Source organism: Rhizobium mongolense subsp. loessense (genome assembly GCF_900099775.1).
GTDB classification, from domain to species: Bacteria; Pseudomonadota; Alphaproteobacteria; order Rhizobiales; family Rhizobiaceae; genus Rhizobium; species Rhizobium loessense.
The window spans coordinates 14,541-30,484 of the sequence record NZ_FMTM01000016.1; the positions used below are offsets into that span (position 1 = coordinate 14,541).

The following is a 15,944-nucleotide window of genomic DNA, read 5'->3' on the forward strand; positions in this document are numbered from 1 at the left end:
AGCGAATCCCTGGTTTGCTCCTGGTCGCAGCGCTGTCCCTTGCGGCGACAGCCTGCGGGACCGTCAAAGCGAAAACAGCGCCCTGCAAGCGGCCGACAAACCTGATGTCCTTAGCCGAGGACCCCAGGCGCGAATGCGGACCGATGCGAGCCGTCAACGATCCGGCAGCGGCGTTCGTCGCGATCGGCGTTCAGGAGGCACAAGAGTAAGATGCAGGATTTCCTCGGCGATCTTCTCGAGCGCATCGAGAACTCCGGCGCGAGTTTTTCGGAGCAGGCCTATACGATCGTCGGCAACGAGATACTGCCGCTTTTGCGGTTGATGCTGGTCGTCTACGTCGCCTGGTACGGTCTGCAGCTCGTGATGGGCACAGCGCGCCTAGGCGTTGGCGAGATCGTGCTACGCATCGTCCGCATGGTGATGATCCTGGTCCTCGTCAGCTCCTGGGGCAACTTCAATAACTTCGTCTATCATTGGATCAACGACACGCCGGAAGATGTCGGCCGGGCGATTTTGGCTGCCTCCGGAACCGGCATTACCGAGCCCACCAATGGCATGTCGATGATCTGGCAAACGGCCAATCAGGCGGCCTCAGTCTTCGCGGAGCAGTCGGGCTATTTTTCGATCCTCCCCAGCATGATTGGAGTCCTAATCATGGTTGGCGCCGGTGTGTTCATCGCTGTGGCGCTTGCCATCCTGATCCTTGCCAAGGTGATGCTGTGGGTGCTGATCGGCACCGCACCGATTTTTGTTTCCTGTTTTCTGTTCGATCGAAGCCGCCGCTATGGTGTCGGCTGGTTCAACCAGGTGCTGACCTATGCGCTGATCCCGCTGTTCATCTACGTGATCGCCGCCTTCCTCATCGCAGCCATGAACCCCGAGCTGTCGAAGATCAATGCGGCCAGCGGCTCGAGGACCCTGACACTTGCCGATATCGCCGGCTTCCTGCTGCTGTGCATCGCCGGCGGCTTCGTCATGCTCTACATCCAGTCGATCGGCCAAGGGATTGCCGGCGGCACTGCTTCCGGCGTCGGGAATGCGGCAACAAAGATCTCCCATTTCATCGGCGTCCGCACCCCGCGTGCGACCGGAAGCGGGACTATTCGTGCGGGGCAAGCGGCCTATCGCGTCGGTGAAAGGCTGCGCAACCGGTTCCGCGGCGACGGAGACGATGACGGATCCGCGGTCAAATCAGCCATGCAAAGCAGAATATCCCAACAGGGTAACCCGACTTGAGCAGTGATTTTCGAGAAGATGAGAGAATATGGCTGACGTCAAAGACCTTGATCTACGAACCTATTATCAGAGTGGAGACATCTGGGAGCAGGAGATCGTCCGACGAGCGAAACGATCGCGAGCGCTTGCCTGGTTCGTGACGATGATCTTCGGCACGATCACGTTGCTCAGCCTGATCGCCCTTGTCATGCTGGTACCGCTCAAAAGCTTCGAGCCCTATATTGTCGAAGTCGACAAGAACACCGGCTATGTCGAGGTGAAGACTGGACTCACGCGGCCCGTCACCCTCACCGAACAGCAGGCAATCACCCAGGCGAACATCGTCCGCTACATCCGTGCCCGCGAAGGCTACGATCCTTATGCCATCGAGCAGAATTTCGGGATCGCAGCTCTGCTCTCGACGGGTAATGCAGCCAGAGAGCTACAGGACCTCTACAGCAAGACCAATCCGACGAACCCGGCAAAGACCTATGGCCGCAACACACGCGTCATGACCGAGATCGCGTCCGTGACCTTCCCCAACAACAGCACCGGCATTGTGCGCTTCTCCACGACGGAGATTTCGGACACAGATTCGATCGTCCGCCACTGGATCGCCGTGGTGCGCTATCGTTATACCGACACGCCCGCCACCAACGAGTGGCGCTTCGAAAACCCATTGGGGTTCCAGGTCTACGACTATCGGCGCGACCAGGAGACGGTGGTGGGGAGCGGTCAGTGACCCGACATTTCCCTATTCTCCTCATGATCAGCCTTGCCACTATTGCAGGCGCATGGGCTGCCGAAACGCCTTCTGCCGGCCGGCTCGATCCGCGCGTTACGAGCATCGTCTACCAGCCGAACAACGTCGTGCGCGTCTTCGCGACCTACGGCATCTCGACCATGATTATCTTCGATGAGGGCGAAAAGTTCGAGACGATCGCCGTTGGAGACAGTGACAGTTGGGACGTGGTGCCGACCGACAAGGGCAACATCCTCTTCGTCAAGCCGAAGGCGAAGAACGCCGCCACCAACATGAACGTGGTGACCACCAAACGCATCTATTATCTCGAGCTCAGCGACTTTGCGCCTGAGGACAACAAAAAGATCTTCGGCATCCGCTTCATCTATCCCGACAAGGATCTGAATGCCTCGTTGCGTAAGGAAGCCGAGGCTCGGGCCGCCTATCCGAACATTTCCGGCGTCGACAAGGCCAACGTCAACATCGACTATTCTTTCTCGGGCGACGGCAGCCTGAAGCCGCTGATGGTCTTCGACGACGGCAAGAAGACTTTCTTCAAATTTGGAGCCAAGGCCCCGGCGATTTTCGCGGTCAATGGCGACTTCACCGAGACGCTGCGGAACTTTCGGCGCGAGGGCGACTACATCGTCGTCGATGGCACCGCTACACAATACACCCTGCGCGACGGCAATCAGTGGACTTGCATTTTCAATCTCCGCAAGCCCGACTTCGGCGCACCGGACCCTGCCATCATGGGGCCGGTCTTCGACAACAGGGCGAGGACGCGCAGAAGGAGCGGCAACGGATGAAACGATCGCCAGAACTCGAAGCCATGCTGGAAGCCGACCAGAGCGAGGTGCGCGACCAGCGGGTGAAGCGCAAGCAAGTGCTCGGCGGGTCGGTGATACTGCTCGTTGGCGCTGCCCTTGCCTATGTCCTCGTCTTTGCACCGGAGAAGCCGGGTCAGGATGTCCTTCAAGGCGACGAGGAGTTCTCGACCACGACGTTTCGTCCGCCATCCTTCCTCCGCCAAGAGCCGGAGCCTGAGCAGAAATCGGACGACCAGGTCATTCAGCTTCCCGAGCCTCCGCAGGAGAAAAAGGAAGACCCATCCGACACGACCGAATTCGACGTCCCGCCGCCACCGATCGCCATCGAAAAGACCGAGCAGCAGGCCGAACAGCCCGCGGAGGAATTCCCGAAGCGCTATCTCTCGAAACAGATCATCGTCGACTCGGCCAAGTCCGATAGTGGTGATTACCCATTGAGCGGCGCAAACGCCGAAGGAGCGCCGACCGTCGCGGGCGAGGATCGAAACAGCAAGTTCCTCGCTACAGCCTCGGCGATCGGCGACCGATCGGCAAAAGCCCGCCAGATCGGCCGGATCGACGCCATGATAGCGGAAGGCACGCTTATTCCCGGTCTCCTGGAGACGGCCATCAACAGCGACCTGCCCGGGCAGATCCGCGCGATCACCTCCCAGGACGTCTATTCCTTCGATGGCCGCCGCGTGCTCATTCCGACAGGCACGCGTCTGATCGGTGAATACCAGTCAGAAATCACCCGCGGGCAGAAACGCATCTTCGTCATCTGGACACGGCTACTTCGCGATGACGGCGTCTCCATACGCCTGAACAGCATCGGCACCGACAGTCTCGGCCGCTCCGGGCTGACCGGCATCGTCGATAACAAATGGCGCGAGCGCTTCGGCTCGGCCATCCTGCTTTCGATCGTAGGCGCCGCCTCGTCCTACCTCACAGGTCATGGGAACGGTTCCTACTCGAGCAGCAATGGAAACGACGACTCAGATTCCGATCAGGCCGCCGAGCTCGCCAGAGAGACGATCGCCCAGACCTTCTCCGACATGGCCAACCAGGTACTCGGAGAAAACCTTCGCATTGCGCCGACGGTCAGCGTCCACCAGGGCGAGCGCATCTTCGTTTACGTTCGCCAGGACCTCGACTTCTCCGCCATGTACCCGGATCCCGTCGAGGAAGCATTGAAGGAGATCAAGCATGAGCGAGGCCTCAGCACGGGTTACGGCGCCCGGCAATGATCCGCATTACTTTCTGAAGCAGGCGCTCTCGCCTTTGGCGGAGTTTCTCGACGACCCGCAAGTCGTTGAGATTTCCGTCAACCGCCCCGGCGAGGTCTTCATCGAACGCCTTGGCGCCGACCATATGGCGTTTTATGCCGTGCCTGCGTTGACGGCCGCCGAAATCGAGCATATCGGCGAGCGCGTGGCCGCCGCCAGCAATCAGTTCATCAGCCGCATCAATCCTCTGCTCAGCGCCGCGCTGCCTTCTGGCGAGCGTATACAAGTGGTTCTCCCGCCTGCGGCGCCCGATGGCGGCGCCATCTCCATCCGCAAGCAGGTGATCAGCGATCTCACGCTGGCGCAGTATCGGGATAGTGGCGCGCTGGACAAGGTATCAGTAACCGTCGGCGGCTTGAGCCCAACCGAGGAGAAACTTATAGCCCTGTTGGATGCGGACCGGATCCATGACTTCGTCGTGACGGCGGTGCGCGAGCGCGTCTCGATCCTCATCAGCGGCGGGACTTCCACCGGAAAAACCACTTTCCTTAATGCCTGCCTCAAGAGCATCGACGAGCACGAACGCATCCTGACACTCGAGGACACGCGCGAGCTCTTCCCGCCCCACCGCAACAGCACGCATCTCTTGGCCTCGCGCGGCGATCAGGGATCCGCGCAGGTGACGATCCAGTCGTTGCTGGAGGCATCGCTTCGCATGCGGCCGGACCGGCTGTTCGTCGGTGAGGTCCGCGGGGCCGAGGCCTTCGCATTCCTGCGCGCCGTCAACACAGGTCATCCGGGCAGCATGTCAACCGTCCATGCCGACACGCCGATGGGCGCTTATGAACAGCTTGCGATGATGATGATGCAAGCCGGCGTATCGTCCGGTTATTCGAAGCAGGATCTGATGTCGTACATCCGCATGGTCATCCCGATCGTCATCCAGCTGCGCCGCGACGGCGGGCGGCGCGGCGTCTCCGAGATTTTCTTCTCCCGGCGGTCCTCATGAGCAGATCCTACCAGGCAGTCTATCTGTTGTTCTGCTTTTTGATCGCCGTCGCGATCTGGATGTTGAGCTATAGCGTGATCCTCCAACTTGTCTGGAAGGATGGCCGCATCCTCAAGCTTGTTACGACCACCAATCCACTCGCGCCGTTCCAGCAATTGCTGGCCTATTCGCACAGTCAGCCCCTGCAGCTGGTCGCCGCCGGCGCCCTCGTGCCCTCCATCGTCATTGCCTCAATCGCAGCGATCGTTGGTCTGCGGCGCCCGTCGAGCCCGCTCGGCGACGCAGCCTTCCAGGACATGGCGTCGCTGCGGCGCGGTGGGTGGTTTCGCAAGGACGGCCACGTGTTCGGACGGGTTGAACGCAACATTCTCCGCCGCAAGGACGACCGGCATCATCTGATCATCGGCCCGACGCGCTCCGGCAAGGGCGTTGGCTATGTCATTCCCAACGCGCTCATGTTTCCCGGCTCGATGATCGTCACCGATCTGAAAGGCGAGATTTTCGAACACACCGCTGGCTATCGAAAAGCGAAGGGGCACCAAGTCTTCCTCTTCTCGCCGGGTGCAACCAAAACGCATCGCTGGAATCCACTCGACTTCGTTCGCAGTGATCGCGGCAGCCGAACGACCGACATCCAAAACATGGCGAGCATCCTGATCCCGGAAACCATAGGCTCCGAGAACGCCGTCTGGCAGGGTGTTGCACAGCAGGTGATCGCCGGCATCATCAGCTACGTGCTGGAAAGCCCGCACTACAGGAACCGCCGTAACCTCGGTGAGGTCAACAGCATCTTCAATTCCGGCGTCGATCTACAAGTGCTGATGAAGCTCATCAAGGAGAAGGAGCCTTATCTCACCCGCTTCACGACCGAGAGCTTCAACGCCTACATCGCCTTGAATGAGAGAGCAGCCCGTTCGGCGCTCCTCGACATCCAGAAGGCCTTGGCGCCGTTCCGCAACGAACGCGTCGTCGCCGCGACCAGCGTAACGGACATGGATCTTGCCTCGCTGCAGCGCCGGCCGGTCAGCATCTACCTGGCGCCAAACATCACCGACATGACGATCCTGCGACCGTTGCTCACGCTCTTCGTGCAGCAGGTTATGGACCTGCTTACCCGCGAGCATAATCCGACGGCCCTACCCGTTTATTTCCTTCTCGATGAATTCCGGCAGCTGAAGAAGATGGATGAGATCATGAACAAGCTACCCTATGTGGCCGGCTACAACATCAAGATGGCCTTCATCATCCAGGACCTGAAAACCCTCGACCAGATCTATGGGGAAACTGCTCGCCACTCGCTGCTCGGCAATTGCGGCCTTCAGCTCATCCTCGGTGCCAACGATCAGGCAACCGCAGAGTACGCCTCTCGTGCGCTCGGAAAGCGCACCATCCGCTATCAGTCGGAATCGCGCACCCTCGAACCCATGGGCCTGCCTCGGCGAACCAAGGTTGAACAGATCCGCGAACGAGACTTGATGATGCCGCAGGAGGTTCGCCAGATGCCGGAGGACCGGATGATCCTGCTCGTGGAGGGCCAGCACCCGATCTTCGGGGGGAAGCTTCGCTATCATACGACACAGCCATTCAAGACTGCCGCCGACTATGCCCGGCAGCAACGACCGGAACTCCCTGAGCTGCAGTTCGAAGCAACGATGCCGGTTCCTGCACTGTCGCCGGGATACGATCCCGCCGGCGTTTCAGGTGCAGAGGGTCAACCCCCGGAGATAGGTCCGTCGCAGGCCGCCGACGCTCCTGTCTATCCGAAACGGGTGGCGCGAAGCGTCAAGAAAACGCCAGCAAACGCGAGCCGAGCAAGATCCCGGCCGCCGGCCGGCGCGGGGTCGGAATCCGCTGTCGATGATCTCTTCAGCAAAACCGAAGACCGTATCCTGCCGACGGCAGTGAAGTTGAAGAATGCGGTCGCTACATCGTTGGCCCGGTCGCCCGATATGCCTTCACTACAGCGCAAAAGCATTCAGGATGTCCTGGCCCAGACGATTCCGGATCCAGTGGAGATCGGATTGGAGTAGGTTCGGTCGCCCAACAGAATGCCGGCCGCCGCACCGCCTCTCGCGAGCGATCTGCCATGACATCAGCGTCCAGCCGATCGGGCCGCCCGCTGCCAAGGATCACAGGGACAAGGTTCTTCATTGCCGCTTCCGCGCGATCGGCAATCGCTTCGGAAAATTGAAGACCTTTCGTCCTGGCAATCGATCTGATTTCCACTCCTAAATAACCACCTAGGATAATGCAGGTTGTCTCGATATCTATAACCGAAATATCCGGAGCATTCCGATGATCGCCTCTAAGGATCTTCGCATCTACAATGGTGCAGAGTTCGCGCATGCACTGCAGACTGAGATGGATTCTGCCCCTGAGAGAGATGCGAAGGCCGACAAGATTGCGGTCAAGCGCAAGCTCCCAACCACGGGCCCGGCATCCGCTTTCGCATCAAAGCTGCGCAATGCGATGGCCAAAGTTGTGGGAGCCAAACCAGGGGCCGGTGTCGACGACACGATGGTCTTAGTGGTTGATACGCCCAACCGAGCGGTTCGGGACACAATACGTGACATCGTCGAGCACGTCCCCGCTATTATTGAGGCCCGGCAAAGCAAATTGACGGACGAGGCAATCGACGCCCTCGTGTCCGTTTATATGCGTACCGCTCCAAACGTTGAGGTCGAGAGACTGCTTTACGACAGCAACGCCAAGGCAAGAGCACGCTTCGTCCAGGAATGGCCGGGCTTCACCAGCAAGGACCTGGCTGATGCTGCAGGACACGGATCGAAGAACAAGAGAATGACTGCTTCGTGCTGGAAGTCGAAGGGTAAGATGTTTTCTATCAAACATGGTGGTGCCGAGTACTTTCCCGCCTTCCAGTTCGAGGACGGACAGCCTCTCGAAACGGTCGGCAAGGTTCTGGCATTCCTTGGCGAAAAGAAATCCGGCTGGCAGTTGGCCTTCTGGTTTACCTCCTCCAATAGCTGGCTTGATGGCAAGCGCCCCGTCGACGTCATCAAGGACAGCAAAGCCGTGGAGCAGGCTGCGGCGCACGAAGCGGAAGACGTCATCGGATGATTCTCCCCGCCTTCGCCACCCCCCGCCTCGAACTCACACAGGATCAAGGTAGGAACGAGGGCACCGTATAGAGCACAATCGGCATTTTGGTTTGACTAGCCCACTTGGAGTTTTGACACAAAGGTATCGACGAAGACATGCCAGGAACACCGCTGGCGGAACGGATGGAAGAAGCAGGCCCAAGGTTCGAAGAACGCTCCGGCACCCGCGACCAAAAATCCGCCAAGTTGCGCTAGAAGGGAAGGAACGCCACGGCCGCATCCCACCAGGAGCCCGCCCAGCGCCATGCGACCGTCAGGGCGTGGTCAATCACCCCGATCACCATCACCGCAACGAAAATGGTGCCAGACACTTTGGCCCATCCTTCCACACTCTTGCAATGTTCTTCCGGATTGATGATGATGTGCCAATCATCTCGCATGGGAAAACCTCCTATCGCTCGCGCTCGTCGCGATCCTGTTCTCTTTTCTCGTCAGCCTCGCGCTGGATTTCCTCAAGGCGAGAGATGTGCTGCTGCGCCGAATCCGTGCGGGTGGTGTCAGCGGCCCGGGTCGTGAAACGTTCCTGTCGCGCGCGATCAGGATCGGCCGGGTCACGCTCCTCCTCAGCATCGGCCGGTCGGCGAGCGGGGCCGTCGCCATGTTCGATGTCTTCGTTCACTTCGGCCGGGGTATCAACACTTCTCATTCCCGTGGCCTTGGACTTGTTCCGACCGTCGCGCGAATGTTCCGCCCGCCCGATCGCAACCCGCAACTCTTCGTCAACCTCAGCGATCTCCCGGATTAGCGTATTGCCGGCGGCACCGAGCTCGGCGGCCCTTGCGATCTCCCGCTGCAGACCGGCTTCCAGAGTTGCCTTCTGAGAATCGCGCTTCCCGGATTCAGCTTTCTCGATCTCGTCACGGTAGCGCTCGACCTCCAGCATGACCTGATTGGCGGCCTCGACAGTTCGCAACCCATGGCGGCTGACGGCATCGTCCCAGCGAGCGCGGGGATCATCATTCTGTTCCCCGACCGCGCGCTCGCCATCTCGCTCAGGCGGAACAGACCTTTCCCTCAGTTCCATCAACTCACGCCGGACATTGACATGTTCGCGAGCCGCTGTAGCGATCTCCTCGAAGCTCTTCCTCTGCTCGCCGGGCGCGACGCGCTGGGCCTGGAACAGCGCCCTCTCGACCCGTTTCTCGTAGACTTCGAATTCCTGACGTGTCATGTGGCGCATGGTCTCGCCCTCCGAAACGACTTTCATCAACTTTACCAAATTTATTCTGAATTGCGAGTAGGAATTTCCGTTTCCGGATCCCTCCCTCTCAACCGACTTGATCCGAGAAGCTACTGATTTCAGTCGCTTTATCTGATCAGACGCAAATTGCCGCACGTCGGAATCCTGGCCTTTTCTTGCGAGCGTCAGCCATTCCTGGCGGGCTGAGTAAGAATAAATCCTGCTATCTTCCCTCCTTGCGATACTCTGCCCATCCGCTCGTTTCGCGTCATAGCGCCGTTGCGCTGCAGGGCTCGTCCCCTCATGCTGCGTGCGGCCAGCCCGGCTGGTAGGGCGCACCTGGTTTCTGGTGTAGGCGGCAGCACTCGCCCGCTCGCGACGGTCCGTCATTTCCATGCGGATGCCGTGGGCATGCGCTTTCTCCGCCAGCGTTACCCTCCAGTGGCGGAAAGCAGGTATGGTTGTCTCGATTCTGTCGCCGGCATCCGAGCGCATCGCAACGATGGCGTGGACATGCACATGCGGCCGCTTGCCTCCCGCATCCTCCGCCTTTGGATCCTGGGAAGGATCATGGAGGGAAAAAACATAGCGATGACCGATGAACTCCTGGGCCAGGAAGTCACGAGCGGCGGCATGAAACGCCTGGACATCGGTCCCGGCCCGCGCCGACATGATCACATGCATGAGATCGCGGGGCTTGCGGCTGTGAAGCTGATCGCGCCATTCGAGCTGCACCAGATTACCCGCCTGCGTTGCATCGGCGATAGCATTGCCACTGTCATCCTGGACAGCGCCATGATGCCGGTCGACCAGGTCGCGCAGTCGGCTCGATCCGTAGGCGGCTCCATTTCCGTAGCCGAAAAAACAAAAGGTCATTTTTCCTTCTTGCTCTGCGCCCTCCCCACCCAGGCGACCCTGTACGATCTCCGATGCCTTCTTATCGCCAGTGAGCCGCTCGCCTTCACGGTCGCGCAGGACGGCCACACCCTCGATCAGATAACCATTGCCGTCATCGTGCGGTGTGACGGCGTAGGCGAAGCTCCGCTCGCCAAGCCCACGTTTGAGAAGTCGCCTCGCCTCTTCGTAGACATCCGCAGCCGGATCGGCGGGCTCCTTCACCTCGAGCGAGAAGGCGCCGATATCCCGGCTCTCGGCGCGGTTCTTCATCACATGGTCCCATTCGCCGCGGACAGCCGGCAGCTCATCGCGTCCTTTAAGCTGCTCGCCCCGCTCGTTTTCGACGACGATACGGCCATTGCGCGAGACATAGTTGATCATCGCCCCGAGCCGCCCGCCGCCGCCGAAGGACGCCATCTTGACGACAGCCGGCTGGCTGCCTGAAGCGAGCCCTGCAAAACGGGATCGCATGGATGGCTCGGACGCGTGGCCCTGCCCCTTGGCGCGAGCGAAGATCCCGATCCTCTTTCCAAAGCCAAAGCGTCCGGCCCCGCTACCGGGCAGCGGTGATGCCGTCGGCACGACGCCTCCCCGGCGACGGAGTTCATCCTCGTCCGCAAATCTGCGGTTAAGAAGCGACCGCTCATGCAAGAGCGCCGCCTTACGCTGTTCCCACTCAGTCTCGAACACGCCCGGAAACAACTCCATCACGGCGCTCCCCGCCGCCGAGCGCCCCGTACTGCGAAGCTTCTCAGCTCCAGAACCACCGCGGCGACAAGTCGTTGAACCTCGCTCAGTTCGACCGCAAGGTCGGCATCGGAGAGACGGCCGCTGGCGTTTGCGCTGCGGGCAAGCTGATTGAGGTTCACCCCGACCGACCGCATGTCCGAAACCAGCATCTCGAAGATCGCACGATCGTCGTCGGTCAGGAATGGACGCACACCCGCCCCTTCCAGCGTCAGCGAGCGCATGAAGGCGGAAACCGTCAGGCCGGCAGCCTCAGCAGCGGCGTCGATAGCGGCAAGTTCGGAGGCGCTAAAGCGGGTATGCACGACGCGATCCTTCCGCCCGTCGGGCGACCCCAGCGCCACCGCGCCTCGACTGTCCACCGCCATCTCTGCCTCCCTAACGAAGCGCCGCAGGCGCCATCGACGGCTTGTCCGTCGATCGTCAGCAAATTTGTATCACAAAATTGCGTATCCTGCCAAATGCAAGTTTACTGTTTTTATTCCTTCCCTCAAGCCCCTGCCTGCAGAAATCTTACTCACCCGAAAAATCGACAGTTTCGTTTACGTCGCTCTCCGACACCAAATCATCAATCGGCGATCTCATGTAGCGCTTCGCCATTATGCTATTGATTCAACAAACTAATTGGCGTGTCTACATTGCTGATCGATACGAACACATCGTGTGAAACGCCAATATGAATATGACGGAAAAGCCGCGCAGTTATAGCGATTATCACGCTACAAAAGATGGCTTGACGTATACAGAAATAGAATAATATTTATTCTCAGGAGAACCATCGCGCGAGAGAGCAGACGTTCGTTTTCAACGGGAAGGAGAAGCGGGTATGGGCAGGATCTATGCCGCTGTAAGCAGCAAGGGCGGAGCCGGCAAGACGACACTGGTCACCTTGATCGCGGGCGAATATGCACTGCGTGGGGGGCGGGTGTTGTTGATTGATGCCGACGGCAGGCTCAATCTGACTGGCTGGTGGAAGCTTTGCCACAGCAAGGAGAACGTGCCGGAAAATATCAACGTCGTCATTGCGGCCTCGCATCGATCGATTGAGGCGGAGATCGGGCGTTCAAGTGGCAGTTTCGACGTGATCATCATCGATGCGCCAGGCGTTGACAGCACGGTGCAGGAAACGATCATCGGTTGCTCGCAACTCGTTCTCTCTCCCATTCAACCCGGCATCAAGGAGATCGAGGCGGCCGGACAGGCTGCGGCGAGCGTCAGCGAAATCAACGATCGTGGCGGCTTGGACATCATTCACCTGAATGTCAGAACACGGATCACTGTGCCTGGGCGCAACCTTGAAGCCTATCGCTATGTCCGACCCTTCGTCGCAGGCCTGCAGGAGGCCGGTTACCAGACAGCTCTTCTCGATACCGAGCTGTTCGAGCGCAACGTCTATCGGGAAATTCAAAACGGGCTCGGAACGCTACAGATGCAGGAACTGACCGATCCTGTGAGGAAGGCCCGGCTGGAGGTGCAGACCCTTGTGGACGAAATCGAGAGCAAGCGCGGCAGCCAAAAGGGAGCTGCAAGGTGAGCAAAGGCGGGCTGTTTCTCAGCGACTTCACGATTGCGGCGAAGTCTGCGGCAAAGCCGGTTCCCTCTGCCGGACTGGTGGGTGCAGAGCGACCCCTCGAGGAGGAGAGCACCCAGACTGAGGCCGATGCATCGCTGGCAATGCTGACGAAGCGCACTGCGGGCGAGCAAGAGAAACGTGCGAGAGACCGGGCCGCGACACGAGAGGATGCGCGCTCCAGCCTCAAGAACCTCAAGCGAGCGAAGCAACGGGAGATCAAGTTCTATGTCAACGTTGCGCTGGATCAGGCGACGAAAGCGCGCCTGAAACGGGCGGCGGATGAGAACGATCTCAAGATGGCCACTGTCATGAAGGCCGCGATCGACTTCTATCTCAAGGAAAACGGCTATTGAAGGAAACAGCTCCGCCTGCGAACGGCGCTGCGAATGGAGCTCGAATCATGCGACAGTTCCTGATCGGCGGCGAAATACAAACAGAAGATGCCGAGAGTTTCCAGGAGTGCGTGACCCGGTCCTATCGCGACAAGCTTCGGCCGCTATGCCTTTGCAAGGAGCCGGGCGTCGCAATGTATATCGCCAACATCGGCGATCAGCTTGTGATCAAGAGAATGCCGCTTTCAGGCGGCCAGCATGACCCGGCCTGCCCCTCCTATGAGCCACCCTATGAACTGACCGGGCTGGGCGCTCTGATCGGCAGCGCGATCAGGCCGGATGCCGCAGCTGGAACCGCCGCCATCAAGCTCGATTTCTCGCTTTCCAAACGCGGACCGTCGACGGGTGCAGGCGCGGGCGGCACGCAAGCCGACAGTGTGACGAACGACAGCAGGAGATTGTCGCTACGTGCGCTGCTCCATCTTCTCTGGCACGAAAGCGGCCTGACGGAGTGGACGGTGCATTGGGCTGGCAAGCGGCATTGGTGGCAGGTCTATCATCATCTTTACGAGGCAGCCCGCACCCTGTCGGTGCGAGGAGAAATCCTGGCGGAGCGCTTGTTTGTGCCGGAGCCGTTTCGAGCCGACGGCAAGATTGCGATCGAGCAACGACGCGCGCAGGCGATGAGCAGGCTGTTTCGCTCGGATGCCAGCGGCAAAAAGAAGATGCTGCTGGCTGGGGAGATAAAAGAATTCACCTCGGCCAGAAGCGGCCAACAACTCGTCATCAAGCACATGCCGGGTTTCCGCCTGCATCTCGAGGAGGCAGCGTGGCGGCGCCTGCAGCGGCGCTTCGAGGTCGAACTTGCATTATGGCGACACAACGAGAATTCCCATCTGGTTGCGATCGCAACGATCGAGGGTGCAGCGGCGGGCTTCGTATCGATCAATGAGATCGCGCTGATGACCGTGACCGAGCATTGGCTGCCGATCGAGGATGCCCATGAGGAACGGCTCCTGGAAAAGCTCGCGCGGCTCCGCGGCAAAACGGTAAAGGGATTGCGCTTCAATCTCGCCCGCAGCCAGCCGTTCGCGAATGCGGTCCTCCCGGAACTGCGCCCTCAGCCAATGGCGCTCTATATCGTTCCGCCGAACGCCGATGCCGAGTTCGAGGCGGCTCTGGCCGAGATGATCGAGGCGCGGCCCGACTTGGCGGCCTGGGTCTGGCGTGTCTCTGACGGCGAAATGCCATCACTGCCCGGGGAACCAAGCTAGATCGATCACCGCAGCCACCTTACTCATCACTCTCGTGAATCAATCGGCGCCGACGAACTCACCTGCCCCTGGTTGTCGATATGAAGCCCGCCAGAGCGGGCCTCGAAGGCGCCTCATCAGGGTTAACCCAATCAGTTTCTCGAAGGCTATTTCGCTCTCAACAAAAGCGGGACCTTGATTGCCAGCCTGGAGCTTCAAACCGGATGCGCCGGTCGATCCGGCGAGCCGGCGGCCGGCATGACGAAAGCCTCCGTCAGAACGGAGGCTCGGCGCTGATGCGGCCTTCCTGCTCGGCTACCATGACCTCGCGTTCGGCGAGCGCCAGTTCAAGTTCGGCGTGGATCTGGCGGCCTTCGGCTGCATCGGCATTCCGCAGTTCGGCCTTGAGTTCTTCGATGGTGCGGTCGAGTTCGTTCGTCATTGTCGTCTCCTTGACGTTTGTGAAAGACGACGGCCCCGGTCATGGCGGGATGGAGGGGTCAAGGAGCGCGGAACGCGACCGGCGGAGCCGGCGAGTGGGGGAGCCGAATTTCTGGTTCGGGCAGCAGGACCGGGCCTGAAATTTGGGGGAACCGCTCGTCCTTGAGGCCTTCATTCCGCCATGGCACGCTTGGACGGACTGAGCAGACATTTCAGTTCCCTGTGGCACCCGAAAAACCGGAAGCGGCTCGATGCCTGCTTTCGGCTTCACCATGCGGGGAAGGCCCCGCCTTTCGGCAGGGCCTTCCGTGCTGGATCAGGCTGATTCACGGTTCAGGCGAGACCAGACGAGGACATAGTCGCCGTCTGCTTCTGCCGGCCACAGTGCCGCGCTGATCGGTGCGTTGAAGCTCGGGTCGTCGAGCTTGAGCGAGATATAGGGCTCGCCGCTGCCCGAGACCGCCTTCCAGCCGGCTCCAACTTCGGCGCCGTTGGATACGGCCCGGAAGTCCGGGGCGTCGCGCGACACGCGCTCGATTGAGAGCAGGCGGACCTTCATGTTGACCGTCAGAGTGCGAACGTTGCCCTGGATGACGTTGCCGTTGGTGGTGAATTCGCCGATGACTGCCATGATCTAGTTCCTTTCGGTTGCTCGAGCCGCGCCCATCGCGGCCTCGATGACGGTGGAAGGACCGGGGGCGATCGGCAACGCACCCTGCGGGGGCCCGTTGCGCCTGCGCATCGGGGTGGCAAGGGCTGGAACGTAGTGGAAGGCGGGCGGGCCCGGCTTTTTTGTTTCGCGATGCAAAGCCGAAGGCGGCGGAAAAAAGCCGGAGACGCCCGTTGCGGTCGGCTGATCGAGACTTTAGTCGTCCGTCGGTCACACCAGCCTCATCGAGGTCTGCGTCGGTGCGTGCATGCACAAGGGGAGGGGACCGGGCAGGCGCATCGCCGTTCACAGGCCTGCGCAGGCAACCCCGTTCAGGGCAGGATTTCCGGCACACCAAGGGAACGTGTCCGTCTTTACGGTCGAGGCCTTTGCTGATGCTGCCGCTTGTTGTGGTCCTCCAGCGGCCAAGTCGTGGCCGGTATGAAAAAACCTCGCGGCGGACGTTCGAGATGCTTTCGTCACATTCGGCAATCTCAACCTCCTCCGATCCTGCCTTCACGGCCCGGCCGCAATCTGGGGAACCCGCCTCATCTGATCATAGCGACGGGCGAAGACGATACGGCTTCGGCCCCACTGCAAGGCGAGGATATCCCCGCGTCATCATCGGCTGCGGATCCGTCCGCGATGGGCGGCCAGGGCTGGGCGTAGTGCCTAGCGGATGTGCACGCCATAGGTTGCATGCAATTGCGTTTTGCCGAACCCGGGCCTCTGCCGGTCTTCGGCGTCGACGA

15 protein-coding genes are annotated in these 15,944 nt (G+C 60.2%); 10 read left to right on the forward strand and 5 right to left on the reverse strand.

The window, feature by feature from the left end; genetic code table 11:
* The first annotated feature begins 210 nt into the window (after window positions 1–210).
* The 7 genes from BLP23_RS29840 (at window position 211) to BLP23_RS29870 (ending at window position 8,079) form a co-directional block, all read left to right on the forward strand.
* Complete coding sequence (locus tag BLP23_RS29840) at window positions 211–1,236, forward strand: TrbL/VirB6 family protein (RefSeq protein ID WP_092588329.1); 1,026 nt, start codon at window positions 211–213, stop codon at window positions 1,234–1,236.
* 28 nt (window positions 1,237–1,264) lie between these two features.
* A complete protein-coding gene (locus tag BLP23_RS29845) occupies window positions 1,265–1,957 on the forward strand; it encodes a VirB8 family type IV secretion system protein (protein ID WP_092588330.1) in 693 nt (230 codons plus the stop codon).
* Window positions 1,958–1,980: 23 nt separating this feature from the next.
* Window positions 1,981–2,766 (forward strand): TrbG/VirB9 family P-type conjugative transfer protein, encoded by a 786-nt coding sequence (locus tag BLP23_RS29850; protein WP_092588331.1) that lies wholly within the window; start codon window positions 1,981–1,983, stop codon window positions 2,764–2,766.
* Window positions 2,763–4,013 (forward strand): type IV secretion system protein VirB10, encoded by a 1,251-nt coding sequence (gene virB10, locus BLP23_RS29855; protein ID WP_092588332.1) that lies wholly within the window; start codon window positions 2,763–2,765, stop codon window positions 4,011–4,013. The genes BLP23_RS29850 and virB10 overlap by 4 nt, the downstream gene beginning before the upstream one ends.
* Window positions 3,973–5,001 (forward strand): P-type DNA transfer ATPase VirB11, encoded by a 1,029-nt coding sequence (gene virB11 / locus BLP23_RS29860; RefSeq protein WP_092588333.1) that lies wholly within the window; start codon window positions 3,973–3,975, stop codon window positions 4,999–5,001. The genes virB10 and virB11 overlap by 41 nt, the downstream gene beginning before the upstream one ends.
* Window positions 4,998–7,031 (forward strand): type IV secretory system conjugative DNA transfer family protein, encoded by a 2,034-nt coding sequence (locus BLP23_RS29865; protein ID WP_092588334.1) that lies wholly within the window; start codon window positions 4,998–5,000, stop codon window positions 7,029–7,031. Before virB11 ends, BLP23_RS29865 begins: the two co-directional genes overlap by 4 nt.
* A gap of 265 nt (window positions 7,032–7,296) precedes the next feature.
* Window positions 7,297–8,079: a hypothetical protein gene (locus BLP23_RS29870; protein ID WP_092588335.1), complete on the forward strand. Its 783-nt coding sequence runs from the start codon at window positions 7,297–7,299 to the stop codon at window positions 8,077–8,079.
* A 232-nt stretch (window positions 8,080–8,311) separates the two neighbouring features.
* Here BLP23_RS29870 and BLP23_RS29875 read toward each other — a convergent pair whose 3' ends face one another.
* The 3 genes from BLP23_RS29875 to BLP23_RS29885 are packed head-to-tail and all read right to left on the reverse strand — an operon-like array spanning window position 8,312 to window position 11,312.
* Window positions 8,312–8,500 carry a hypothetical protein gene (locus BLP23_RS29875; protein ID WP_092588336.1) on the reverse strand — a complete coding sequence of 63 codons (189 nt, stop codon included), beginning with the start codon at window positions 8,498–8,500 and terminating at the stop codon, window positions 8,312–8,314.
* A gap of 11 nt (window positions 8,501–8,511) precedes the next feature.
* Window positions 8,512–10,905, reverse strand: a complete 2,394-nt coding sequence (locus BLP23_RS29880; protein ID WP_092588337.1) for a hypothetical protein — start codon at window positions 10,903–10,905, stop codon at window positions 8,512–8,514.
* Window positions 10,905–11,312: a plasmid mobilization protein gene (locus tag BLP23_RS29885; RefSeq protein ID WP_092588338.1), complete on the reverse strand. Its 408-nt coding sequence runs from the start codon at window positions 11,310–11,312 to the stop codon at window positions 10,905–10,907. The genes BLP23_RS29880 and BLP23_RS29885 overlap by 1 nt, the downstream gene beginning before the upstream one ends.
* A gap of 458 nt (window positions 11,313–11,770) precedes the next feature.
* Here BLP23_RS29885 and BLP23_RS29890 point away from each other — a divergent pair, with 458 nt between their 5' ends.
* From BLP23_RS29890 to BLP23_RS29900, 3 genes are read left to right on the forward strand one after another with little or no spacing between them, the layout of a single operon-like run.
* Entirely contained in the window at window positions 11,771–12,478 is a 708-nt protein-coding gene (locus tag BLP23_RS29890; protein WP_092588339.1) for a ParA family protein, read from the forward strand.
* Complete coding sequence (locus tag BLP23_RS34800) at window positions 12,475–12,870, forward strand: hypothetical protein (RefSeq protein ID WP_233426860.1); 396 nt, start codon at window positions 12,475–12,477, stop codon at window positions 12,868–12,870. The genes BLP23_RS29890 and BLP23_RS34800 overlap by 4 nt, the downstream gene beginning before the upstream one ends.
* 47 nt (window positions 12,871–12,917) lie before the next feature.
* Window positions 12,918–14,123, forward strand: coding sequence for a DUF1173 domain-containing protein (locus BLP23_RS29900; RefSeq protein ID WP_092588410.1), 1,206 nt, complete (start codon window positions 12,918–12,920; stop codon window positions 14,121–14,123).
* A gap of 253 nt (window positions 14,124–14,376) precedes the next feature.
* Here the strand turns inward: BLP23_RS29900 and BLP23_RS33965 are convergent, their stop codons facing one another.
* Window positions 14,377–14,544 carry a hypothetical protein gene (locus tag BLP23_RS33965; RefSeq protein WP_167364033.1) on the reverse strand — a complete coding sequence of 56 codons (168 nt, stop codon included), beginning with the start codon at window positions 14,542–14,544 and terminating at the stop codon, window positions 14,377–14,379.
* 315 nt (window positions 14,545–14,859) lie between these two features.
* Window positions 14,860–15,174 carry a DUF736 domain-containing protein gene (locus BLP23_RS29905; protein ID WP_092588340.1) on the reverse strand — a complete coding sequence of 105 codons (315 nt, stop codon included), beginning with the start codon at window positions 15,172–15,174 and terminating at the stop codon, window positions 14,860–14,862.
* Between the last annotated feature and the right edge of the window lie 770 nt (window positions 15,175–15,944).